General features: G+C 64.4%; 16 protein-coding genes and 1 tRNA gene. 2 read left to right on the top strand and 15 right to left on the bottom strand.

Going from position 1 to position 23,614, the window contains the following annotated elements:
- Positions 1 to 115 precede the first annotated feature (115 nt).
- The 9 genes from fusA to RQI43_RS24140 all read right to left on the bottom strand — a co-directional run bounded on the left by fusA (position 116) and on the right by RQI43_RS24140 (position 17,262).
- Positions 116 to 2,191 carry an elongation factor G gene (gene fusA / locus RQI43_RS24180; protein WP_311276851.1) on the bottom strand — a complete coding sequence of 692 codons (2,076 nt, stop codon included), beginning with the start codon at positions 2,189 to 2,191 and terminating at the stop codon, positions 116 to 118.
- A gap of 30 nt (positions 2,192 to 2,221) precedes the next feature.
- Positions 2,222 to 2,692 carry a 30S ribosomal protein S7 gene (rpsG, locus tag RQI43_RS24175; RefSeq protein WP_018044233.1) on the bottom strand — a complete coding sequence of 157 codons (471 nt, stop codon included), beginning with the start codon at positions 2,690 to 2,692 and terminating at the stop codon, positions 2,222 to 2,224.
- Positions 2,693 to 2,791: 99 nt separating this feature from the next.
- Positions 2,792 to 3,163, bottom strand: coding sequence for a 30S ribosomal protein S12 (gene rpsL, locus RQI43_RS24170; protein WP_018044234.1), 372 nt, complete (start codon positions 3,161 to 3,163; stop codon positions 2,792 to 2,794).
- A gap of 650 nt (positions 3,164 to 3,813) precedes the next feature.
- Complete coding sequence (gene rpoC / locus RQI43_RS24165) at positions 3,814 to 8,022, bottom strand: DNA-directed RNA polymerase subunit beta' (RefSeq protein ID WP_056429692.1); 4,209 nt, start codon at positions 8,020 to 8,022, stop codon at positions 3,814 to 3,816.
- Positions 8,023 to 8,201: 179 nt separating this feature from the next.
- On the bottom strand, positions 8,202 to 12,326 hold the full coding sequence (gene rpoB / locus RQI43_RS24160) for a DNA-directed RNA polymerase subunit beta (protein ID WP_056429690.1): 4,125 nt from the start codon (positions 12,324 to 12,326) through the stop codon (positions 8,202 to 8,204).
- A 247-nt stretch (positions 12,327 to 12,573) separates the two neighbouring features.
- A complete protein-coding gene (rplL, locus tag RQI43_RS24155) occupies positions 12,574 to 12,945 on the bottom strand; it encodes a 50S ribosomal protein L7/L12 (protein ID WP_018044238.1) in 372 nt (123 codons plus the stop codon).
- A gap of 57 nt (positions 12,946 to 13,002) precedes the next feature.
- Complete coding sequence (rplJ, locus tag RQI43_RS24150) at positions 13,003 to 13,533, bottom strand: 50S ribosomal protein L10 (RefSeq protein ID WP_056429688.1); 531 nt, start codon at positions 13,531 to 13,533, stop codon at positions 13,003 to 13,005.
- Between the two features lie 559 nt (positions 13,534 to 14,092).
- On the bottom strand, positions 14,093 to 15,721 hold the full coding sequence (locus tag RQI43_RS24145) for a B12-binding domain-containing radical SAM protein (protein WP_056429685.1): 1,629 nt from the start codon (positions 15,719 to 15,721) through the stop codon (positions 14,093 to 14,095).
- A gap of 206 nt (positions 15,722 to 15,927) precedes the next feature.
- Positions 15,928 to 17,262, bottom strand: a complete 1,335-nt coding sequence (locus RQI43_RS24140; RefSeq protein ID WP_311276850.1) for a PLP-dependent aminotransferase family protein — start codon at positions 17,260 to 17,262, stop codon at positions 15,928 to 15,930.
- A 740-nt stretch (positions 17,263 to 18,002) separates the two neighbouring features.
- On the opposite strand from RQI43_RS24140, the gene RQI43_RS24135 reads away from it, so the two are divergent.
- Positions 18,003 to 18,959, top strand: a complete 957-nt coding sequence (locus tag RQI43_RS24135) for a sulfurtransferase (RefSeq protein WP_405030697.1) — start codon at positions 18,003 to 18,005, stop codon at positions 18,957 to 18,959.
- Between the two features lie 56 nt (positions 18,960 to 19,015).
- Entirely contained in the window at positions 19,016 to 20,179 is a 1,164-nt protein-coding gene (locus tag RQI43_RS24130; protein WP_056453902.1) for a YeeE/YedE thiosulfate transporter family protein, read from the top strand.
- Positions 20,180 to 20,240: 61 nt separating this feature from the next.
- On the opposite strand, the gene rplA is transcribed toward RQI43_RS24130, so the two are convergent.
- From rplA to RQI43_RS24100, 6 genes are all read right to left on the bottom strand, one after another.
- Positions 20,241 to 20,939: a 50S ribosomal protein L1 gene (gene rplA, locus RQI43_RS24125; RefSeq protein ID WP_056429676.1), complete on the bottom strand. Its 699-nt coding sequence runs from the start codon at positions 20,937 to 20,939 to the stop codon at positions 20,241 to 20,243.
- A gap of 13 nt (positions 20,940 to 20,952) precedes the next feature.
- Complete coding sequence (gene rplK, locus RQI43_RS24120) at positions 20,953 to 21,402, bottom strand: 50S ribosomal protein L11 (protein WP_018044245.1); 450 nt, start codon at positions 21,400 to 21,402, stop codon at positions 20,953 to 20,955.
- Positions 21,403 to 21,600: 198 nt separating this feature from the next.
- Positions 21,601 to 22,134 carry a transcription termination/antitermination protein NusG gene (nusG, locus tag RQI43_RS24115; protein WP_056429674.1) on the bottom strand — a complete coding sequence of 178 codons (534 nt, stop codon included), beginning with the start codon at positions 22,132 to 22,134 and terminating at the stop codon, positions 21,601 to 21,603.
- Between the two features lie 67 nt (positions 22,135 to 22,201).
- The gene (gene secE / locus RQI43_RS24110; protein WP_056429694.1) at positions 22,202 to 22,504 is read right to left on the bottom strand and encodes a preprotein translocase subunit SecE; all 303 of its coding nucleotides are present in this window, start codon (positions 22,502 to 22,504) and stop codon (positions 22,202 to 22,204) included.
- Between the two features lie 227 nt (positions 22,505 to 22,731).
- Positions 22,732 to 22,808, bottom strand: a tRNA-Trp gene (locus RQI43_RS24105).
- 83 nt (positions 22,809 to 22,891) lie between these two features.
- Positions 22,892 to 23,434, bottom strand: a complete 543-nt coding sequence (locus tag RQI43_RS24100) for an RNA 2'-phosphotransferase (protein WP_311276849.1) — start codon at positions 23,432 to 23,434, stop codon at positions 22,892 to 22,894.
- Between the last annotated feature and the right edge of the window lie 180 nt (positions 23,435 to 23,614).

The raw sequence follows: 23,614 nt of genomic DNA, 5'->3' as shown, positions 1-23,614 counted from the left end.
TCGTGCCAATGTTGCAGTGCGGCTTGGTGCGGGCAAATTTCTCTTTGGCCATCGTAGCCTCCGTAATCTCAGTGTTTCAGGTGATGCTGCTGCGGTCCGGAAAAGGCGGGAAGCCTTAAGCGTACTTCGCGACGACCTTCTCGGCCTCGCCGCGCGGCACCTCTTCGTAATGGTCAAACTGCATCGTGAAGTTCGCGCGGCCCTGGGAGAAGGAGCGCAGCTGGTTCACGTAGCCGAACATGTTGGCGAGCGGCACCATCGCGTTGATGACGTTCGCGTTGCCGCGCATGTCCTGGCCCTGGATCTGGCCACGGCGGGAATTCAGATCGCCGATCACCGAACCGGTATATTCTTCCGGCGAGACGACCTCGACCTTCATGACCGGCTCGAGCAGGACCGATCCGCCCTTCTGGAGAGCTTCACGGAGCGCCGCACGAGAGGCGATTTCGAAGGCCAGAGCCGACGAGTCGACATCGTGATAGGCGCCGTCGATCAGCTCGACCTTGATGTCCACGACCGGGAAGCCGGCGAGGATGCCGGCGCCGAGCACCGAGTTGAGACCCTTTTCGACGCCCGGGATGTATTCCTTGGGCACCGTGCCTCCGATGATCTTCGAGGAGAACTCGAAGCCCTTACCCGGCTCGTTCGGCTCGACCACAAACTTCACCCGAGCGAACTGACCGGTACCACCGGTCTGCTTCTTGTGGGTGTAGTCGATCTCGGTGCGCTTCGTGAGCTTCTCACGATACGCCACCTGCGGCTGGCCGATGTTCGCGTCGACCATGTAGGTACGGCGCAGGATGTCGACCTTGATGTCGAGGTGGAGCTCGCCCATCCCGCGAAGGATGGTCTGTCCCGATTCCTGGTCCGTGGAAACGCGGAAGGACGGATCCTCAGCAGCGAGCTTGGCAAGAGCGATGCCCAGCTTCTCCTGATCGGCCTTGGACTTCGGCTCCACCGCGATCTCGATGACGGGCTCAGGGAACTCCATCTTCTCGAGGATGACGGCGTCCTTCGGGTCGCACAGCGTATCGCCGGTACGAGTTTCCTTGAGACCAGCCAGAGCCACGATGTCACCGGTGAAGGCTTCCTTCACGTCTTCGCGGTTGTTGGCGTGCATGAGAAGCATGCGGCCGACACGCTCCTTCTTGTCGCGCGACGAGTTGATGACGTTGGCGCCAGACTCGACCTTGCCCGAATAGACACGGCAGAACGTGATCGTGCCGACATGCGGGTCGTCCATGATCTTGAACGCCAGCATCGAGAAAGGATCGCTGTCGGACGGATGACGAACGGTCTCTTCTTCGGTCTTGAAGTCGAGGCCCTTGATCTCGCCGCGATCGGCGGGAGACGGAAGGTAGTCGACGACGGCGTCGAGCAGGGGCTGAACGCCCTTGTTCTTGAAGGCCGAGCCACAGAGCACGGGGTGGAAGGCGCGACGCTGGACTGCGGTGCGCACGAGGCGATGCATCGTCTCGGCATCCGGCTCGACACCGTCGAGATAGGCCGACATGGCATCGTCATCCATCTCGACGCAGGCTTCGACGAGCTTGATCCGGTATTCGACAGCCTGATCGGCGAGGTCGGCCGGGATCTCGGTCTCCGAGAAATCCGCACCGAGCTTCTCGGACGTCCAGACGATGGCCTTCATCTTGATCAGGTCTATGACGCCCTTGAAGGTCGTCTCGGCGCCGATCGGAAGCTGGAGGCAAACGGGCTTGCCGGCGACGCGGTCGATGATGTCGGCGACGCATTTGAAGAAGTCGGCGCCGATCTTGTCCATCTTGTTGACGAACACGACACGCGGAACGTCGTACTTGTCAGCCTGACGCCAGACGGTCTCTGTCTGGGGCTCGACGCCCTGGTTGCCGTCGAGCACGCAAACGGCGCCGTCGAGGACGCGCAGCGAGCGCTCCACTTCGATGGTGAAGTCCACGTGGCCGGGGGTGTCGATGATGTTCAGGCGCTTGTCGCGCCAGAAGCAGGTGGTCGCAGCGGAGGTGATCGTGATGCCACGCTCCTGCTCCTGCGTCATCCAATCCATCGTCGCGGCGCCGTCATGGACTTCGCCGATCTTATGGGACTTACCGGTGTAGTAGAGGATCCGCTCAGTGGTCGTGGTTTTTCCAGCATCAATGTGAGCCATGATGCCGAAATTACGGTAGTCCTCGATCGCATGCGTGCGGGGCATCGGATTGCTCCTGAAAGGGTCCGGGGCCGCTTACCAGCGGTAGTGCGAGAAGGCGCGGTTGGCTTCAGCCATCCGGTGCGTGTCTTCCCGCTTCTTGACCGCGTTGCCACGGTTGTTCGCGGCATCGAGGAGTTCGGCCGAGAGGCGCTCGACCATGGTGCGGTCGTTGCGGCCACGGGCGGCCTGGATAAGCCAACGGATCGCCAGAGCCTGACGACGCTCGGTGCGGACTTCGACGGGGACCTGGTAGGTCGCGCCGCCGACGCGACGGGACCGCACTTCGATCGCCGGAGCGACGTTCTCGAGAGCGGCGCGGAACACCTCGATCGGGTTCGCACGGGCGCGGTTCTCGACGATGTCGAACGCGCCGTAGACGATACCTTCGGCGATCGACTTCTTGCCCTCGTACATGATGGAATTCATGAACTTGGTGAGCACGATGTCGCCGTACTTGGCGTCCGGGATGATCTCACGCTTTTCAGCAGAATGGCGGCGGGACATCGCTCGCTCCGTCTATAAATCAAGGTCTTGAAACCACCCCGCGCAGGCCGCCTGAACCTCGTCGAGGTCGGCGACATCCTTACGGGATGAGCGAAATTCTTACTTCGGACGCTTGGCGCCGTACTTGGAGCGGCGCTGCTTACGACCCTTGACGCCCTGCGTGTCGAGCACGCCGCGCAGGATGTGGTAGCGAACGCCGGGAAGATCCTTCACGCGGCCGCCGCGGATCATGACCACGGAGTGCTCTTGAAGGTTGTGACCTTCGCCGGGGATGTACCCGATGACTTCGAAACCGTTGGTCAGACGGACCTTGGCGACCTTACGGAGAGCCGAGTTCGGCTTCTTCGGCGTCGTCGTGTAGACGCGGGTGCAAACGCCACGCTTCTGCGGGCAAGCGTCGAGCGCCGGCACCTTGTTGCGGCTCTTCTGCGCTTTACGCGGCTGAGCGATCAGCTGGTTGATCGTCGGCATACTCTGCCCTCTTCATTCGGACCGCTTAGGCGCGATCCCATGTTCGGCTTCACGATGCAGCCCGTTTCCGAGCTGTCGCGGATCTCGATAAGAAGATCCGCAAAACGAATATGCGCCATGGATCGGTGAGGACCCGCGGCGCGTGTTCGGCAGAGGATCACGCCTTACGACGCGCTCGTACCTACTGATCTGACAAGGACGTCAGTCGATGTGAGTGCCGGAACCGGATTAGCGATTGTCTTTCGGCCCGAGGGCCGCGACTCGCTATGTCCTGCTGTTGTGCCGGAGTGGCGTGCTTCTATGCGGGGGACGGCGGAACGTCAATCCCGAAGCGCGATAAAGTTTGGTCTGACCGGCGGTTAACGCCCGATTATTATATGGTTTTGGAGTTCTGCGCCAGGACGAGGCGATCCAGGGCGGTGTCACGGTCTCGGATCAACCTGCCGATCAGCTTGGCGGAGTCCTGGATGGCGGTTCACGTGCGGTGGATGGGTCCTGGTGGGCTGTCGGATGAGGCCGCACAGATGCTGCGATTCGTTGAGGTGCGGCCGGTACCGGGGAGCTCTCTCCGGTCCGAAGGCGGTGTTGCGAAATAAGAAGGGGCGGCCATCGCTGGCCGCCCCTTGTCTCGTTTGAAGGCTACGCGGAGATCACTCAGCGGCCGGCGGCAGCTCGCTGAGGGGCTGGGCGCCACTCTCGGCGGCCTTCTGCTGAAGGATCATGGCATCGCGACGCCGCGCCACGGCGCGGATGTCGGCTGCCATGGAGCCCGTACCGGCCGGAATGAGCGAGCCGACAATGACGTTCTCCTTCAGACCCTCGAGATGGTCGATCTTGCCGTTGACGGCCGCCTCGGTGAGCACGCGGGTGGTTTCCTGGAACGACGCCGCCGAGATGAACGACTTCGTCTGCAGGGACGCCTTGGTGATGCCGAGCAACACCGGCACACCCACGACAGGCTTCTTGTTCTCGGCAAGCAACTTCTCGTTGATGTCCGCGAGTTCCGTCCGGTCGATCTGGTCGCCCGTCAGGATCTCCGAATCGCCGCCATCGGTGATTTCCACCTTCTGCAGCATCTGACGGACGATCACCTCGATGTGCTTGTCGTTGATGGACACGCCCTGGAGCCGGTAGACCTCCTGGATCTCGTTGACGAGGTAGGCAGCGAGCTCCTCCACGCCCTTGATCGCCAGGATGTCGTGCGGCGCCGGGTTGCCGTCGACGATGTAGTCGCCGAGCTCCACGACGTCGCCGTCTTGGAGGTGGATGTGCTTGCCCTTCGGGATCAGGTACTCGACCGCATCCGAACCGTCATGCGGAGTCAGCGTCAGGCGACGCTTGTTCTTGTAGTCGCGCCCGAACTGAATCGTGCCCGACTTCTCCGCAATGATCGCCGCGTCCTTCGGACGACGGGCCTCGAACAGCTCCGCCACCCGCGGCAGACCGCCGGTGATGTCGCGGGTCTTGGCCGAGTCGGTGGAGACACGAGCGAGGATGTCGCCGGCCTTCACCGTGCCGCCCGGGTCGTAGCCGATGATGGCGTCGACCGGGAGGAAGTAGCGGGCATCCGAGCCGCGCGGCAGCTTCATCGGCTTGCCGTCCTGGTCGAGGACCAGCATGGCCGGCTTGAGGTCTGCCGTACGGGCCGTACCACGCCAGTCGATGACGACGCGCTTGGCGATGCCGGTCGATTCGTCGGTGGTCTCGGTGATCGATTGGCCGTCGATCAGATCCTCGTAGGCCACGATACCGTCGGTCTCGGTGATGATCGGACGGGTATAGGGGTCCCATTCGGCGATGCGCTGGCCACGCTTGACCTTGTCGCCCTCGTCGACCCGCAGACGTGCGCCGTATTGCAGGCGGTGGACCGCGCGTTCCGCTCCATCGGTTCCGACGATGACCACAGCCACGTTACGACCGGTGGCGATGAGATCGCCATCGGTGTTGCGGGCGAGGGCACGGTTGCGGATCTTGATCGTGCCTTCGAAGCTCGACTCGATGAAGGACGAATCCGCGATCTGCGCCGCACCGCCGATGTGGAAGGTACGCATGGTGAGCTGGGTGCCCGGCTCGCCGATGGACTGCGCCGCAATGACGCCGACGGCCTCGCCCATGTTGACGGGCGTTCCACGGGCGAGATCGCGTCCGTAGCAGGTGGCGCAGACGCCGCTCTTGGTGGCGCAAACGAGCACCGAGCGGATCTTTACCTCCTGGATACCGGCCGCCTGGATGGCGGGCAGGTGCTTCTCCTCGATCGTCTCGTTGGTCTTGACGATGACCGTGCCGTCCTGAGCCACGAGATCTTCGGCCGTGGCGCGGCCGAGGATGCGGATCGAGAGCGGAGCCACGACTTGGCCGGCATCGACGATGGCGCGCATCTTGATGCCGTTGGTGGTGCCGCAATCGACCTCACGAATCACGGCGTCCTGGGCCACATCGACGAGGCGGCGGGTCAGGTAGCCGGAGTTCGCGGTCTTCAAGGCGGTGTCGGCGAGGCCCTTACGGGCTCCGTGCGTCGAGTTGAAGTACTCGAGAACGTCCAGGCCTTCCTTGAAGTTCGAGATGATCGGGGTCTCGATGATCTCGCCCGAGGGCTTGGCCATGAGTCCGCGCATCGCGGCGAGCTGCTTCATCTGCGCCGGCGAACCACGGGCACCGGAATGGCTCATCATGTAGATCGAGTTGATCTGCTTGTCGGCGCCGTTCTCGTCCTTCTGCACCGTGGAGATGCGCAGCATCATCTCGGCGGCGAGCTTGTCCGAGCACTTGGCCCAGGCATCCACCACCTTGTTGTACTTCTCGCCCTGAGTGATCAGGCCGTCATTGTACTGCTGCTCGTAGTCCTTCACCAGCGCGCGGGTGTCGTCCACGATCGGCCACTTGTTGTCCGGCACGACCATGTCGTCCTTGCCGAACGAGATGCCGGCCTTGAACGCGTGGTTGAAGCCGAGCGCCATGATGCGATCACAGAAGATCACCGACTCCTTCTGACCGCAGTGGCGGTAGACGGTGTCGATCATCGCGGAGATCTCCTTCTTCGTCATCAGCTTGTTGACGACGTCGTAGGGGACCTTCTTGTGCAGCGGCAGGGCCGTGGACAGGATCACGCGACCGGGTGTCGTGTCGTAGGTCTGGGTCAGCGGCTCGCCATCGGGGCCGATGCCGTTCCACCGCCAGCGGATCTTCGAGTGCAGCTTCACGGTGTTGGCCGCGAGGGCGTGCTCGAGTTCGCCGATCGTGCCGAAGACACCCTGCATCGGGTTCTTCTTGTTGGTCGGGTCGAAGGCGCCGATGGCGCCCTCGGCCACGATCGACAGGTAGTACAGGCCGAGCACGATATCCTGCGACGGCACGATGATCGGCTGACCGTTGGCCGGGTGCAGGATGTTGTTGGTCGACATCATCAGCACGCGCGCTTCGAGCTGGGCTTCCAGCGAGAGCGGGACGTGGACGGCCATCTGGTCGCCGTCGAAATCGGCGTTGAAGGCGGCGCAGACGAGCGGGTGAAGCTGGATTGCTTTACCCTCGATCAGCTTGGGCTCGAACGCCTGGATGCCGAGGCGGTGAAGCGTCGGCGCGCGGTTCAGCATCACCGGGTGTTCGCGGATAACCTCATCGAGGATATCCCAGACCTCCGGCTTCTCCTTTTCGACGAGCTTCTTGGCCTGCTTGACGGTGGCCGAGAAACCCTTGGCGTCGAGGCGCGCGTAGATGAAGGGCTTGAACAGCTCCAAGGCCATCTTCTTCGGCAGGCCGCACTGGTGCAGCTTGAGCTCCGGGCCCACCACGATGACCGATCGGCCGGAATAGTCGACGCGCTTGCCGAGCAGGTTCTGGCGGAAGCGGCCCTGCTTGCCCTTGAGCATGTCGGCGAGCGACTTCAGCGGACGCTTGTTGGCACCCGTGATGACGCGGCCGCGGCGGCCGTTGTCGAACAGCGCATCCACCGCTTCCTGAAGCATGCGCTTCTCGTTGCGGATGATGATGTCGGGCGCACGCAGTTCGATCAGCCGTTTCAGGCGGTTGTTGCGGTTGATGACGCGACGGTAGAGGTCGTTGAGATCGGACGTGGCGAAGCGGCCGCCATCCAGGGGGACGAGCGGGCGCAGGTCCGGCGGGATCACCGGAACGACGGTGAGGATCATCCATTCGGGCTTGTTGCCCGACATCTGGAAGGCCTCGATGATCTTCAGGCGCTTGAGAAGCTTCTTGGGCTTCAGCTCGGAGGTCGTGGTGGCGATCTCTTCGCGCAGCGAGTTCGCGATTCCGTCGAGGTCGAGCTCTTGGAGAATGCGCCGGATGGCCTCAGCGCCGATCATGGCGGTGAAGCTGTCCTCGCCGTACTCTTCCTGGGCGCGCAGGTACTCTTCCTCGGAGAGGAGCTGACGCTCCTTGAGGGGGGTGAGGCCCGGCTCGATGACGCAGTAGGATTCGAAGTAGAGGATGCGCTCGAGGTCCTTGAGCGCCATGTCGAGCAGCAGGCCGATGCGGCTCGGCAGTGACTTCAGGAACCAGATATGGGCGACGGGCGCGGCCAGCTCGATATGGCCCATGCGGTCACGCCGGACGCGCGCGAGGGTGACCTCGACGCCGCACTTCTCACAGATGACGCCCTTGTACTTCATGCGCTTGTACTTGCCGCACAAGCACTCGTAATCCTTGATCGGTCCAAAGATGCGCGCGCAGAACAGGCCGTCACGCTCGGGCTTGAACGTACGGTAGTTGATCGTCTCGGGCTTCTTGATCTCGCCGAAGGACCACGAAAGGATCTTTTCGGGTGAGGAGATCGAAATCTTGATCTGGTCGAAGCTCTGAGGCTGAGCCTGCTGGTTGAAAAGATTCATGACCTCTTGGTTCATGATCTGCTCCTGAGCTGACGGGCTGCACCCTCCGCCGAGGGGATGACCACGTGCTGAAATCGATGAGGCGCTGCGACCGGCCGGGTCGCCGCTGGCCTTCGTCCGTCGAGAGGCGCTTCCCCTCCCCGCTCGAACCGCGCCGGCTCACGGTGAGCCGGCGCGGGAGCGTATCGTGGGTCTTACTCGGCTGCCTCGGCGGGCGGGTCGAGCTGGTCGTTCGCGAGCTTCTTGGAGGAGGTGAGCTCCACGTTGAGGCCGAGCGAACGCATTTCCTTGACGAGCACGTTGAAGGACTCGGGGATGCCGGCCTCGAAGGTATCGTCGCCACGGACGATGGCCTCGTAGACCTTGGTGCGGCCGGCGACATCGTCCGACTTCACCGTGAGCATCTCCTGCAGCGTGTAAGCCGCGCCATAGGCCTCCAGAGCCCAGACCTCCATCTCGCCGAAGCGCTGGCCGCCGAACTGCGCCTTACCGCCCAGCGGCTGCTGGGTGACGAGGGAGTACGGACCGATCGACCGAGCGTGGATCTTGTCGTCCACGAGGTGGTGGAGCTTCAGCATGTAGATGTAGCCCATCGTCACCTTGCGGTCGAAAGGCTCACCCGTACGCCCGTCATAGAGCGTCGACTGCGCCGAGCGGTCGAGCCCGGCCATCTCCAGCATCGTCTCGATGTCGGCTTCCTTGGCGCCGTTGAACACCGGAGTGGCCATCGGCACGCCGCGGCGTACGTTGTTGGCCGCCTCCGCCATGTCCTCGTCCGACAAACCTTCGAGCTCGGACGGCGAGTAGATCGCCTCCATCTCCGCCTTGAGGGGCGCGATGTCGTTGCTGCGGAGGTAGGCGTCCACAGCGAGCCCGACCTTGCGGCCGAGACCGGCGGCAGCCCAGCCCAGATGGGTCTCCAGGATCTGACCGACGTTCATGCGCGACGGCACGCCGAGCGGGTTGAGCACGATGTCGGCATGCGTTCCGTCTTCGAGGAACGGCATGTCCTCGATTGGCACGATCCGCGACACGACACCCTTGTTGCCGTGACGGCCGGCCATCTTGTCGCCCGGTTGGATCTTGCGCTTCACCGCAACGAAGACCTTGACCATCTTCATCACGCCGGGGGGCAACTCGTCGCCGCGCTGCAGCTTCTCGACCTTGTCAAGGAAGCGCTGTTCGAGGCGCTTCTTCGATTCGTCGTACTGCTTCTGCATCGCTTCCATCTCGGTCATGAGACGGTCGTCGACGACGGCGAACTGCCACCATTGCGAGCGCGGGTACTCGTTCAGGAGCTCACGGCTGAGCGTGGTCTCCTTCTTGAAACCCTTCGGACCCGCGATCGGCGACTGGCCGATCAGGACGCCGGCGAGACGGGCGTAGGTGTTGCGGTCGAGGATCGCCTGCTCGTCGTCACGATCCTTGGCGAGACGCTCGATCTCTTCGCGCTCGATGGCCTGGGCGCGCTCGTCCTTGTCGACGCCGTGGCGGTTGAACACCCGGACTTCGACGATCGTGCCGGTCACGCCCGGGGGAACCCGGAGCGAGGTGTCGCGCACGTCGGAGGCCTTCTCGCCGAAGATGGCGCGGAGGAGCTTCTCCTCCGGCGTCATCGGGCTCTCGCCCTTCGGGGTGATCTTGCCGCACAGGATGTCGCCCGCATGGACCTCGGCGCCGATATAGACGATGCCGGCTTCGTCGAGGTTCTTCAGCGCCTCTTCCGAGACGTTGGGGATGTCGCGAGTGATTTCCTCCGGACCGAGCTTGGTGTCTCGGGCCATCACCTCGAACTCCTCGATATGGATCGAGGTGAACACGTCATCCTTCACGATCCGCTCGGAGAGCAGGATCGAGTCCTCGAAGTTGTAGCCGTTCCACGGCATGAACGCGACGAGCACGTTCCGGCCGAGTGCCAGCTCGCCGAACTCCGTCGACGGACCATCGGCGATGATCTCGCCCTTCTTCACCTGCTCGCCCACGCGGACCAGCGGCTTCTGCGTGATGCAGGTCGACTGGTTGGAGCGCTGGAACTTCTGCAGGCGGTAGATGTCGACGCCAGGCTTGTTGGCATCGGCCTCTTCGGTGGCGCGGATGACGATACGGGTCGCATCGACCTGATCGACGATGCCGGAGCGGCGAGCCGCGATGGCGGCACCCGAATCGCGGGCGACCACGGCTTCCATGCCGGTGCCGACGAACGGCGCGTCGGCGCGGACCAGCGGCACCGCCTGGCGCTGCATGTTCGAACCCATCAGAGCGCGGTTCGCATCGTCGTTCTCGAGGAACGGGATGAGTGCGGCAGCTACCGAGACGAGCTGCTTCGGCGACACGTCCATGAGGTCGACGCGGTCCGGCGGCACGACGATGACGTCGCCGGCCCGACGGCAGACCACGAGGTCTTCCGTCAGCTTGAAGCTCTCGTCCATCTGGGCGTTGGCCTGGGCGACGTAGTACTTCGCCTCTTCCATCGCAGAGAGGTAGGAGACCTCCTTCGTCACCACGCCATCCTTCACGCGACGGAACGGGGTCTCGATGAAGCCGTACTTGTTCACCCGCGCGAAGGTGGCGAGCGAGTTGATGAGACCGATGTTCGGGCCTTCCGGCGTCTCGATCGGGCAGATACGACCGTAATGGGTCGGGTGCACGTCGCGCACCTCGAAGCCGGCGCGCTCACGGGTGAGACCGCCCGGGCCAAGCGCCGAGAGGCGACGCTTATGCGTCACTTCTGAGAGCGGATTGGTCTGATCCATGAACTGCGACAGCTGCGACGAGCCGAAGAACTCACGCACCGCGGCCGCTGCCGGCTTCGCGTTGATGAGGTCCTGCGGCATCACCGTGTCGATATCGACGGAAGACATGCGCTCCTTGATGGCGCGCTCCATGCGGAGAAGGCCCAGGCGGTACTGGTTCTCCATGAGCTCGCCCACCGAACGCACACGGCGGTTGCCGAGGTGATCGATGTCGTCGATCTCGCCCTTGCCGTCGCGCAGGTCCACCAGCGCCTTGACGACCGCGAGCATGTCCTCGCGGCGCAGGGTGCGCACGGTATCCTCGGCGTCGAGGTCGAGACGCATGTTCATCTTTACGCGGCCGACGGCCGAGAGGTCGTAGCGCTCGGAATCGAAGAACAGCGAGTGGAACATCGCCTCGGCGGTGTCGAGCGTCGGCGGCTCGCCGGGACGCATGACGCGGTAGATGTCGAACAGCGCGCCTTCGCGGGACGAGTTCTTGTCCACGGCGAGGGTGTTGCGGATGTAGGGACCGACATTGACGTGGTCGATGTCGAGGACGGGGAGCTCGGAAACGCCGACCTCTTCCAGGCTCTTGAGGAGCTTGTCGGAGATTTCGTCGCCGGCCTCGGCCCAGATCTCGCCGGTCTTCGCATTGACCAGATCTTCTGCGATGTACTGGCCGATCAGGTCTTCGTCGGTGGCCTTCAGGAACTGGACACCGCGCTCGCTGATCTGGCGGGCGTTGCGGGCGTTGAGCTTCTTGCCGGCTTCGAGGACGACTTCGCCCGAATCCGCGTCGACGAGATCGACGGAGGCCTTGAAGCCCTTCAGACGATCGGCATCGAACGGCACGCGCCATTCGGCACCGTCGCGATCGTAGATGACGCGGTTGTAGAAGGTGGAGAGGATCTCCTCGCCGTCGAGGCCGAGGGCGAACAGTAGCGACGTCGCCGGAAGCTTGCGCTTACGGTCGATACGCACATGCACGATGTCCTTGGCGTCGAACTCCACATCGAGCCACGAGCCGCGATAGGGGATGATGCGCGCGGCGAAGAGCAGCTTGCCCGAGGAATGGGTCTTGCCCTTGTCGTGGTCGAAGAACACGCCTGGCGAGCGGTGCATCTGGGAGACGATGACGCGCTCGGTGCCGTTGACGATGAAGGTGCCGTTCTCCGTCATCAGGGGCATGTCGCCCATGTAGACGTCCTGCTCCTTGATGTCCTTGACGGACTTGGCGCCGGTATCGGGGTCCACATCGAACACGATGAGGCGCAGCGTCACCTTGAGCGGGGCCGCGAAAGTGATGCCACGCTGGCGACACTCGTCGACGTCGTATTTCGGCTGCTCGAACGTGTACTTCACGAATTCGAGGAGGGCCGTCGCCGAGAAGTCGGAGATCGGGAAGACCGACTTGAAAACGGTCTGCAGGCCTTCGTCGCCCCGGCCGCCTTCCGGCTCGTCCATCATCAGGAACTGATCGTAGGACGCCTTCTGAACCTCGATGAGGTTCGGCATCTCGGCGACTTCCTTGATCTTGCCGAAAAACTTGCGAATGCGCTTGCGACCGACCAGCGTGTTGGCCATGGGTGACCTCGCTCCTACGTCCCGCGTACCGGGTGCCCGGGGAAGGCTTTATGCCTCCCGCGACCAGGCGATGAACCTGTCCCGCCGGACGAAGCCCACCCGAAATGAATGCCGCCGGTCCGTTCCAGGACCGCCCGGTCGCTTGAAGCGACCTTAGCCCACGGGTCGGAGACCCGCGGGCGTCGGTGCCGGTCGGCCCCGATGGGACCGACCGGAAGTGACGGGCCTGATTTGGCCCATCGGCAACTTACTTGAGCTCGACCTTGGCGCCGGCCTTCTCGAGCTGGGCCTTGAGCTTCTCGGCCTCTTCCTTGTTGACGGACTCCTTGACAGCCTTCGGAGCGCCCTCGACGAGGTCCTTGGCTTCCTTGAGGCCGAGGCCGGTGATCGCGCGGACCTCCTTGATGACCTCGATCTTCTTGTCGCCAGCAGCGGTCAGGAGAACCGTGAACTCGGTCTGCTCCTCGACGACGGCGGCCGGGCCGGCGGCCGGGCCGGCAACGGCGACGGCAGCGGCGGCGGAGACGCCCCACTTCTCTTCGAGGAGCTTGGCGAGGTCGGCGGCTTCGAGAACGGTCAGCGAGGACAGGTCGTCGACGAGCTTGGCAAGATCAGCCATGGTGATGTTCCTTTAGATGTCGGTTTGAACGGGTGATGAGGGAAGGGCGATGCGGCCTCAGGCCGCTTCGTCCTGAGCCGCGTCCTTGGTGGCATAGGCTCCGAACACGCGAGCCAGCTTGGCAGCCGGTGCGCTGACGACCTGGGCGATCTTGGTCGCGGGAGCCTGGATGAGGCCCACGATCTTGCCGCGCAGTTCGTCGAGGGACGGGAGCGACGCAAGCGCCTTCACACCGTCCGGGTTCAGAGCTGTCGTTCCCATGGCGCCGCCGAGGATCACGAGCTTGTCGTTACCCTTGGCGAAGTCCACCGCAACCTTCGCAGCCGCGACCGGATCGCTCGAATAAGCGAGCAGGGTCGGACCCTTCAGGAGGGGCTTGATGGAGGCGACGTCCGTGCCATCGAGAGCGATGTTGGCGATGCGGTTCTTGGTGACCTTCACGGTGGCACCGGCCTGCTTCATCTGCGCGCGCAGCTTCTGCATCTCGGCGACCGTGAGGCCCTTGTAGTGGGCCACGACGACGACGGACGTGTTCGCAAACACGCCGTTGAGCGTCGAGACGAGATCAGCTTTGGCTGTCCTGTCCACTGGGGCTCTCTCCGGTTGGCGGGTCCCCCTCGAGGAGGGTCCGCCGGTTGCACATGCCGCCCGGAACGGAACTCGGCTCAGCGATAAGCCGGAACGTCCTGGACGACGCTTCACGGCCCTGTCCCCTGACATCCTCCGGAACGGTGGACGGCACGGGCGAGATGGTTCAAACCGATACCTGCCTGCGCCGCGAATCGCGGTGCCGATAGGGTGTTGAATTCGGTCTTCCCCGTCTGTGCAGGCTGGGGAATTAAGCCGGTTGCCCGGCGCCTGCAGTCTCGGACAGGACATGGCCGGACGAGGCTTGAAGGAGCTGCTCGCCCCTTAAAGCCTTCCGGCCATTATCGCCTGGTTGCCCAGGCGAATTCGCATGTCGGATATCGACCGATTGGTCGAATCCTTTCAAAGTGTGAAATACGTGGAGCGGGGTCTATAGGCCCTAGCAAGCGCCCTGCCAAGTGCCCGAGATGAAGAAATCCGCTTCGCATGTACGATTTTGGTTGACGGGATTTTCTCCCGCCTGTTCGGCGGGAGCATCTTCGGGCGCGTACGGAAGTCCCTATGTCGGCAGGAACTTACGCGCGGCCTGCCACCAGGGCGTCCGGGCATTCTCCAGCTTCTGCTCGGCCTTGGCCGCGTAGAACGAGGCGTTATGTTCGCCGCGCAGGGCTTCGCGGGTGAAGCGGATCAGGTGATGGGCGACGAATCCCATGTTGAAGACCGCCTCGATCTGTCCGCGCTTCAAGGCATGGCCGGCCGCGCGCCAGAATACGCCGCGGTAATCGGACAGGATGCCCACGCGCAGGGCGATGTTGAAACCGAGCACGAGACCGCGGCGGAGATTGGTCCGCGTGAGCTTGCCCCTGGTGGGCGTCTTGATCCGGTGCGGATAGGTCCGTTCCACCTGATAGCGGAAGCGCGCGAACAGGTTCTCCGGCTCGTAGGCATGGGCGATGGCCCGGCGCCAGCTCGCCACCACATCGTCGTGCGGACGCTTGAACAGGACGTTGGATTCCAGCGCCGCGTCATGGGTGAGACGTCCCTCGCGGGTCAGCCGGTCCCAGAGCGGCGTCTTCGGCAGGGCCTGGAGTAGGTTCATCGTCAGCACCGGCACCGCCGACTTGTCGACGAAGTCGATGAGCTTCTGCTCCGAGCCGTCCGTTTCGGTGTCGAGGCCGAGGATGATGCCCGATGTCACTTCGAGGCCGAAGCTGTTCAGCGTCTCGATGGCCTCGTACATCGGCACGGCGGCGTTGTGCTTCTTGTCGATGCCCGCCAGCGCGTCCTCTTCCGGCGTCTCGATGCCGACGAAGACGGTCATGAAGTTCGCCTGCCGCATCAGCTCGAGGATGTCGGGCTGCTTGGCCATGTTCAGGGTCGCCTCGCAGGCGAACTGAAGCGGGTAATGGTTCTTCTTCTGCCACTCCACGAGGTGGGGCAGCATGTCCTTCGTCGCCTTGCGGTTGCCGATGAAATTGTCGTCGACGAAGTACACGACGGCCGGATGGCCCGGCTGGGAGATGATCGCATCGAGCTCGCCGAGCATCTGCTCGGGAGTCTTCAGGCGGGGCTGACGGCCGTAGAGCTGCGGGATATCGCAGAACTCGCAGCGATAGGGGCAGCCGGACGAGAATTGCAGGGAACCGATGAGGTAGCGCTTGAGAGGAGCGGCCTCGTAGGCAGGCGCCGGGAAATCGGAGAGCGGCAGACGCTCCTTGGTTTCGAGGCGAACCTGGCTCGCCGGAATGGACACGTCGCGGTCGAGGATCGACACGAGTTCGTCGGTGGCGTCGCCGATCTCGCCGATATGGAGATAGTCGAATTCCGGATATTGCTCGGGAGATCCGGAGACTGAAGGGCCGCCGAGCGCCGTCACCTTACCGGCCGCATGCGCCCGAGCGTAGATGTCCCGGATCTGGGGTGCCTGGATGTGCATGCCCGATACGAACACCGCATCGGCCCAGGCGAAATCGTCCGGCCCGGCCCGTTTGATGTTCTCATCGATGAACCGGTACTCCCATTCCTCCGGCATGTAAGCCGCGATGAGGAGCAGGCCCTGAGGCGGCATGAACGCCTTTACCCCACCCATTAACGGGTAGGCGTGGGCGAAAGTCCCGAAGGACGGCGTGTATGCGGGAAAGACGCACAGGATGCGTCGTTTCGAGGTGACGGAGAGGGTGCATCGCATGGCGGCATACCTAGCACAGACAGGTGCGAAGGCGTCACCCTCGCATGTTGATTTCTTTGCCCTTTCCAGGGCGGGTTTTGATCGTGCCCAAGCCGGAGCCGTGACGTTCGCGCGCGTTTGACGCAGCCTCGAACGGGCCGCGTCGATTCAAGCGTGCGATGCGACTGTCCGGCATCGGCCGGTAAGCTTCGAATGGCCCGGAGAGCCTATTCCACCACGGCTTCGTCACCATCGAGGACGAGGCGCCGCAATGTCCGGAGAGCGCTGTCCAGACGCGCGAAAGGTGGCGAGCCGAGGGCGAGGCGCACCCCATTCTCCGGCGTCGAGGTCCCGACGGCGAAGGCGCTGGCGGGGGATACCGCGACACCGTTGCGCGCCGCGGCAGCCGCATAGCGTTCGGCGCTCCAATGGGAGGGCAACGAGAGCCAGAGGTGGAAGGCTCTCGGGTCACCCCGCACGTCGAGGCCCGCCAATGCTTCCCTGGCGGCATGCTGGCGCGCGGTCGCGTCCGCCCGCTTGGCGGTCTCGATCCGCCTCGCGGTTCCGTCGTCGATGAGGTGGAGTGCCATCGCCAGGGGAAGGCCGCTCGCCGTCCAGGCTCCCGTGCGGATCGCGGCGCCGAGCCGCTGCACCAAACCGGAGGGCGCCGCGACGAAGCCCAGGCTCAGGCCGGGAGCCAGCCGTTTCGACAGGCTGTCGATGAGGATCACGCGGTCCGGTGCCAGGGCCGCCAAGGGTTCCTCGTCACACAGGAAGCCGTAGACGGAATCCTCGATACAGATGAGGTCGTGCCGGTGGAGGGCCGACGCTACGGCGCGCCGCCGTTCCGCGCTCATGCTCTGGCCGAGGGGGCTTTGCAGGACGGGCTGCAGATAGAGGGCCCGCATAGGCTTCTCCCCATGCGCTCGCTCGATGGCATCGGGGGTCACCCCCTCCGCATCCATCGGTAGGGCGACGAGCTCGATACCGAGGCGGTGCGCGAGGCCTTTGACGATGGGATAGGTCATGGCCTCCACCCCGATCCGGTCGCCGGGTTGGGCCAGCGCCGCTATGGCCGCAGCGATGCCCTGACGTCCCGTCCCGGTGAAGAGGACGGTTTCGGGATCGGCCGACCACCCTCCCCGCGCGAAGAAACCGGCCGCCTTGGCTCGCGCCGGCCCGGCCGCACCCGGCCTGACGGGTGGGAACGTGGCCTGAATCCGAGCCGGATCGAGAAGAGGCTTGAGGCTGGCGGCGAGATCCGCCGCTTGATGGGGCAGGATGGAGAAGACGTGTTCGAGATTGACGAGGCCGCCTTCCGCCTCTCGTTCGCCTGCCGCGTCCGGCTCCGCGTTGCGGATGAACGTACCGCGGCCGACTTCTCCGGTGACGAGCCCGCGCCGCGTGAGCTCCGCATAGACTCGACTGGCGGTAGAGACGGCGATCCCGCGCTCGTATGCGAATTGCCGTTGCGTCGGCATCCGGCTTCCCGGGGCCATGCGCCCCTGCGCGATATCCGCAGCGATCCCGTCCGAAATCATCCGGTAGTCGGCCAAGCTCATATTGCTCCGAGTGCAATGTATTGATTGATTCGATTCAATTTCGGATCAATGACGAGTTGCGAGCGAATGGAGCCCCATCGAAATGCCGAACCGCGATACACTAGGGCCGATCCTAAGTCCCGATCCGAAGGTCGCTTTCCTTCCTAGCCTAAGGACCTCTTCCGACCAAGCACAGAGGCAACTTTCACCTGGGCCCCTCGGGATCCTATCAATCTGGCTCAGGCGCTTCACCGGGAGGCGTACAATTCGGGAATTGACCTCGGAGCAAATTAGAGAGCTCGATCTCGATCCCGTGGCTTTGCGCCTGGAAGCCGCGAAACCGTTCTGGCGTGCATGAACCTGAAGACAGCGTCGGAATCCGGGAGCAGGCTTGTGCCGACGGGTCGCAAAGCTCTTCGGCTACCGAGCGAGGAATTATCCACGCTCAGGTTCCCGGCGCTGCCGGGTATCTCGGACCCGGTTCCGGGTAGCCGCGACGTCATCGGATTCATCGGCTTTCACGGACGGTTCAATGGCGAAGATAATCCCTGTCTTTTTAGGCTCGCATTGGAACCTATATTCCAGCATCACTCAAATATTTGAAAAACCATTGTATTGATTCCGCTGTCGATCGGAAACACCATCATATCGTCAAGTTTCGGGGCATGGCTCGTGGTCGACGATACGACCCGGGCGGCACGGTCGACGGCCGAGCACAGCCCACCGCGACGCGACGACCTTATCCTCGCCGGAGCGCGCCCGTGTCCTTCAGAACCCTTCTTGCCGCTCGTATCGCGCTGGCCGCCTTGGCGTTGCCGACGATCGGGCATGTGGCGGCGCATGCCGCCGAACAGAAACAAGCCCAAACCAGCCCCCTCGTATCCACCGAGTGGCTCGAGGCCAACCTAAGCTCGCCGAAGCTGCGGATCGTCGAGGTCAGCGTGGAGCCGGGCGTGTACGAGCGCGGCCACATACCCAATGCGCAGAACGTCCTCTGGCACACGGATCTCGTGGAGACGGTGAGCCGCGACATCGCGGGACCGGACAAGTTCGCCGCCCTGATCCGGCGTCTCGGCATCGACCGCGACACCACGGTGATCCTCTACGGCGACAACAACAACTGGTTCGCCGCTTGGGGGGCTTGGGTGTTCGCGCAGTACGGTCTCGTCGACAACGTGAAGCTGCTCGATGGTGGCCGCAAGAAATGGGAGGCCGAGAAGCGGCAGCTCGATACCCGCAGCCCCGACGTGGCCGCCTCGGCCTTCCCCGTCACGCCGGTCTCGACGGGCCAGCGCGCCCGTCTCGCGGACGTGCTCGCCGTCGCGCGCAAGGAGCGGGACGAGACGATCCTCGATATCCGCTCGCCGGATGAGTTCTCGGGCAAGCTCATCGCGCCGGCAGGCGTGCAGGAACTCGCGATCCGGGCAGGGCACATCCCCGGTTCGGTGAACGTGCCCTGGGCCAAGGCCGTGAACCCGGACGGCACCCTGAAATCCGTGCCGGAGCTGAAGAAGCTCTACGCCGATGTGGGGATCGATGGGTCCAAGCCGGTCATCACCTCCTGCCGCATCGGCGAGCGCTCGAGCCATTCCTGGTTCGTGCTCAGCCGCGTCCTCGGCTACCCCGTGCGGAATTACGACGGTTCCTGGACGGAATACGGAAACGCCGTCGGCGTGCCGGTGGTGAACCTCGCCGGGACGGTGTGGTCGGGCAAGTGACGGCCTCGCCGATATCCGAACCTCCAGCGCCCGGTCCTTCGACCGGTCGTTCCCCCGTGCCGTTGCGGGTCGCGTCGGCGGCCCTGATCGGCGCGAGTATCCTGGCCGCCGCCTTGAATCTCTCCGGCGATCCCGGCAGCGGCCGGCTCGCGCTCTCGCTGACATTCGGAGCCCTGTTCGGCTTCGTGCTCCAGCGCTCGCGCTTCTGCTTCTTCTGCCTGTGGCGCGATCTGATCGACCGACGAGACCCGCGCGGCGCCCTCGGCATCCTCGCCGCGCTCGCCGTCGGCACGGTCGGCTACGCTGTCGTGCTGGGGGCATGGCTGCCCGATCCGAGTGGGGTGCGGCTGCCGCCAGACGCCCATATCGGTCCCGTCGGGCCGATTCTCGCCCTTGCCGGTGCCGCCTTTGGAGCAGGCATGGCGATCTCAGGCTCTTGCATCGGCGCTCATCTCTACCGCCTCGGCGAGGGATCTCCCACGGCACCGTTCGCCCTGGTCGGAACAGCCCTGGGCTTCGTCCTCGGCTTTCTCACCTGGAACACGCTCTATCTCGCCAGCATTTCGGAGGCGCCCGTCATCTGGCTGCCCCGGCATCTCGGCTATGCCGGCAGCCTCGTCCTCACTCTCGCGGTCCTGGCGGCTCTCGCGGTGCCTCTTCTGCGGTGGCTGCCGCCCGCCGATGCGGCGCCATCGAGGCGCGTCGCGCCGCTGCTTGCCGTCTTCGTCGAGCGTTGGCCGACCTGGCTCGGCGGACTCGCTGTCGGCGCTCTCGGAACCTTGGCGTATCTCAGGGTCGGCCCCCTCGGCGTCACCGCCGAGATTGGCGGACGGGCGAGGCAGGCCGCTGCCGGGCTCGATCTCCTGCCCACGCGCCTCGAAGGGCTCGACGGGTTTCGTGGCTGCGCCACCGCCATCCGCGATGCGATCCTGACGCCGAACGGGGTATTCATCGCGGGGCTCGTCGCGGCGTCCCTGGCCGCTGCTCTGGCGGCGGGGGAGTTCCGCCCCGCCCTGCCGACGCGGGGCCAGGCCGTGCGCGGTCTCGTCGGCGGCCTTCTCCTCGGCTGGGGCGCCATGACCGGTCTCGGCTGCAGCGTCGGAACGTTGCTATCGGGAATCATGGCCGGAGCCGCATCCGGATGGGTCTTCGGCGCGGCGATGTTCGCCGGCCTCACCGCGACGCTTCTCGCTGGCCGGCGTCTGAAGCTTCTCGCTTAGACAAAAAAAACGCCCGGCCATGACGGCCGGGCGTTTCCTATTTTCGTGAGGTGACTACCGATCAGGCGGTCAGCACGGTCGACGGCTCGACCTTCACACCGGGGCCCATCGACGACGTGACGGCGATGCGCTGGATGTAGGTGCCCTTGGCGCCGGCCGGCTTGGCCTTGGCCACCGCGTCGGCGAACGCCTTGATGTTCTCGACGAGCTTGGTCTCGTCGAAGGAGACCTTGCCGATGCCGGCATGGACGATGCCAGCCTTCTCGACGCGGAACTCCACCGAGCCGCCCTTGGCGCCGGCGACCGCGGACTTCACGTCCATGGTGACGGTGCCGACCTTCGGGTTCGGCATCAGGCCGCGCGGGCCGAGCACCTTGCCGAGACGACCGACGAGTGGCATCAGGTCCGGGGTCGCGATGCAGCGGTCGAACTCGATCTTGCCGCTCTGGACGATCTCGAGCAGGTCCTCTGCGCCGACGATGTCGGCACCGGCTGCCTTGGCCTCGTCGGCCTTGGCGCCGCGGGCGAACACCGCCACCCGCACGGTACGGCCGGAGCCGTTCGGCAGGTTGCAGACGCCGCGGACCATCTGGTCGGCGTGGCGCGGGTCGACGCCGAGGTTCATCGAGATCTCAACGGTCTCGTCGAACTTGGCGCTGGCCTTCTGCTTCACCAGGGCGATCGCCTCGGCGATCGGGTAGAGCTTGAGCGCGTCGATGCCCTCGCGGGCGGCGCGGATGCGCTTGCCTTCATGTGCCATTGTGCCCTCCCCCTTAAGCGACGACGTCGAGGCCCATGGCCCGCGCGGAGCCACGGATCATGGCGACGGCGGCGTCAACCGAGTCGCAGTTCAGGTCGGGCATCTTCTTCTCGGCGATCTCGCGAAGCTGAGCTTCGGTGACCTTGCCCACCGTCGGGCCCTTGCCCGGAGTCTTGGAGCCGGAAGCCGGCTTCTTGCCGATCTTCAGACCGGCAGCCTTCTTCAGGAAGAAGGTGACCGGCGGCTGCTTCATCTCGAAGGTGAAGGAGCGGTCCTGATACGCCGTGATGACGACCGGGATCGGGGTGCCCTTCTCGATCTGAGAGGTCTTCGCGTTGAAGGCCTTGCAGAATTCCATGATGTTGAGGCCGCGCTGACCGAGCGCGGGACCGATGGGCGGCGACGGGTTCGCGGCGCCGGCCGGAACCTGAAGCTTCACGTAGCCCGTGATCTTCTTTGCCATAGGGACTGCTCCCAAATGTAGCCCGTCGCCCGGCTGCCTCGAGCACGGACGATACGAGCGGTTGCAGGTCGCGGTGCGATCCGTGGATCCCGGCGGCAAACCGGGCGGACCTCCCGCGGGTTATGACGAACGCGAATCGCGGACGGCGAGGAGGCTTTGCCTACCTTCGCCATCCGCGTTTCGTCATTCGCCTGACGATCAGACCTTCTCGACCTGAGCGTATTCGAGTTCCACCGGAGTGGCGCGACCGAAGATCGACACGGCGACCTTGAGGCGCGAACGGCTCTCGTCGATTTCCTCGACGGTGCCGTTGAAGGAGGCGAAGGGACCGTCGGAGACGCGGACGGTCTCGCCGATCTCGAAGGAGATCGAGGGCTTGGGACGATCGACGCCCTCGGCGACCTGCCCCTTGATCCGCTCCGCCTCGGAATCGGGAATCGGCACCGGCTTCGACTTGTCGGCGCCAAGGAAGCCCGTGACCTTCGGGGTGTTCTTGATGAGGTGGTAGACTTCGTCGGTGAGGTCGCATTTCACCAGGACGTAGCCCGGGAAGAACTTGCGCTCGGCATCGACCTTGCGGCCGCGGCGAACCTCGACGACCTTCTCGGTCGGAACCATGACCTCGTCGAACAGCTCCATCAGCCCGCGCTGCGCCGCCTGATCCTTGATGGACTGCGCGACCTTGTTCTCGAAATTCGAGTAGGCGTGGACGATGTACCAGCGTTTCGACACGGTTCTCACCAAATCCTGACGTCGGCCTGCCCGGTCGCGACGACGCGCCCAGGAAGACTCAGTTGTTCTAGGCGCCGACCCCGAGGATCAGGGTCACGATGTAGCGCAGTGCCTGGTCCACGACGGTGAAGAAGATGCTCGCCGCCACCACCATGATGAACACCATGATCGTCGTCACGGTAGTCTCCTTGCGGCTCGGCCACGTGACCTTGCGGCCCTCGTCGCGCACCTGGGACAGGAACTCGGCCGGGCCGACGCGCTTGGGCGCGGGCCGCACGGGCGGAGTGCCCCGAGGCGGCGTCGGCGTGGCGGCGCCGCGCTGCGGAGTGCGCGCCAGATCCGCCTTCTTCGTTGCTTCGTTCGATGCCATTGATGCCAACAACAGGGAAAATCGGCCCTGACCGGAAAGCGGACCGGTGCGGAGGCTCTGGTCGAAGCCCGCACCGAACACATTTACCGATCTCGGAATGCGAACGCTCTAGCGCAAGTCCCGGGTCTTGTCGACCGTCGCGGACATGTCGACAGAAAGCTGGAGACACGCTCCGGTTCGACATTCCCGATGGGAGGCCGATCCGGCATTGCGCTTAAGGAAAACACTGGCAGGAGTGGAGGGACTCGAACCCGCAACCTCCGGTTTTGGAGACCGGCGCTCTGACCAGTTGAGCTACACTCCTACGCGGGACGCTCAATGCCCGATCATTTCCGTCGGCGCAAGAGCCCAAGGCGTGCCGCCGCCGAAATTGCGATGGTACAGCTGTCACGGCTCCTCGAACCGGCCAAGATAGGCTGGCGGCACATGCCCGACGAGCCAGACACCGTTGTCCGCACGGTAGAAATGCGTGCCGGCCTGCCACATGCTCTGCGCCGCGACGGTGAGGACGGCTGGTTTCCCGTGCCGCCGGCCGACGCGGCGGGCGGTTTCCGCCTCGGAGGAGAGATGGACGTGGTTCCTCGCGCCGGGCCTGAGGCCGTCGGCCAGGATGGCCGGAACCGCATGGATCGCGGTGCCATGGAACAGGATGGGCGGCGGTTTACAGGGAGCGAGATCCAGGGTCACCTCGACGGAATGCCCCTGGGCCGCCCTAATCCGCGAACCGTCCGGCGACAGGGTGAAGCGTTTCTTGTCACTCGTGGCGACGATCTCGTCGAGGGTAACGCGATCGATGGCTGTCCCGGATCGGAGGGCGGCCGCAAGCAGGGTGTCGATCTCGACCCACCCCTGACGATCCAGGGTGATCCCGATCGCATCCGGGGCATGCCGCAGCACGTAGCTGAGAAACTTGCTGGTTTCCTTGCTCACGACGGGCTCCTGTTTCCCGGTGGCGTTCGCTCAAAACAAAAGAGCCGGCGCGAAGCCGGCTCTTTCGAACATTACAGGTGGGGCGAGCCGCGTCGCCGAAACGGCGCGGCTCTCCGCATTCTCAGTCGTTGATGGCTGCGACGACGCCTGCGCCGACGGTGCGTCCGCCTTCACGGATGG

Origin of the sequence: Methylobacterium sp. WCS2018Hpa-22, assembly GCF_031843785.1 — a bacterium.
Classification (GTDB): domain Bacteria; phylum Pseudomonadota; class Alphaproteobacteria; order Rhizobiales; family Beijerinckiaceae; genus Methylobacterium.
This window is presented reverse-complemented; position numbering and strand designations above follow the sequence as displayed.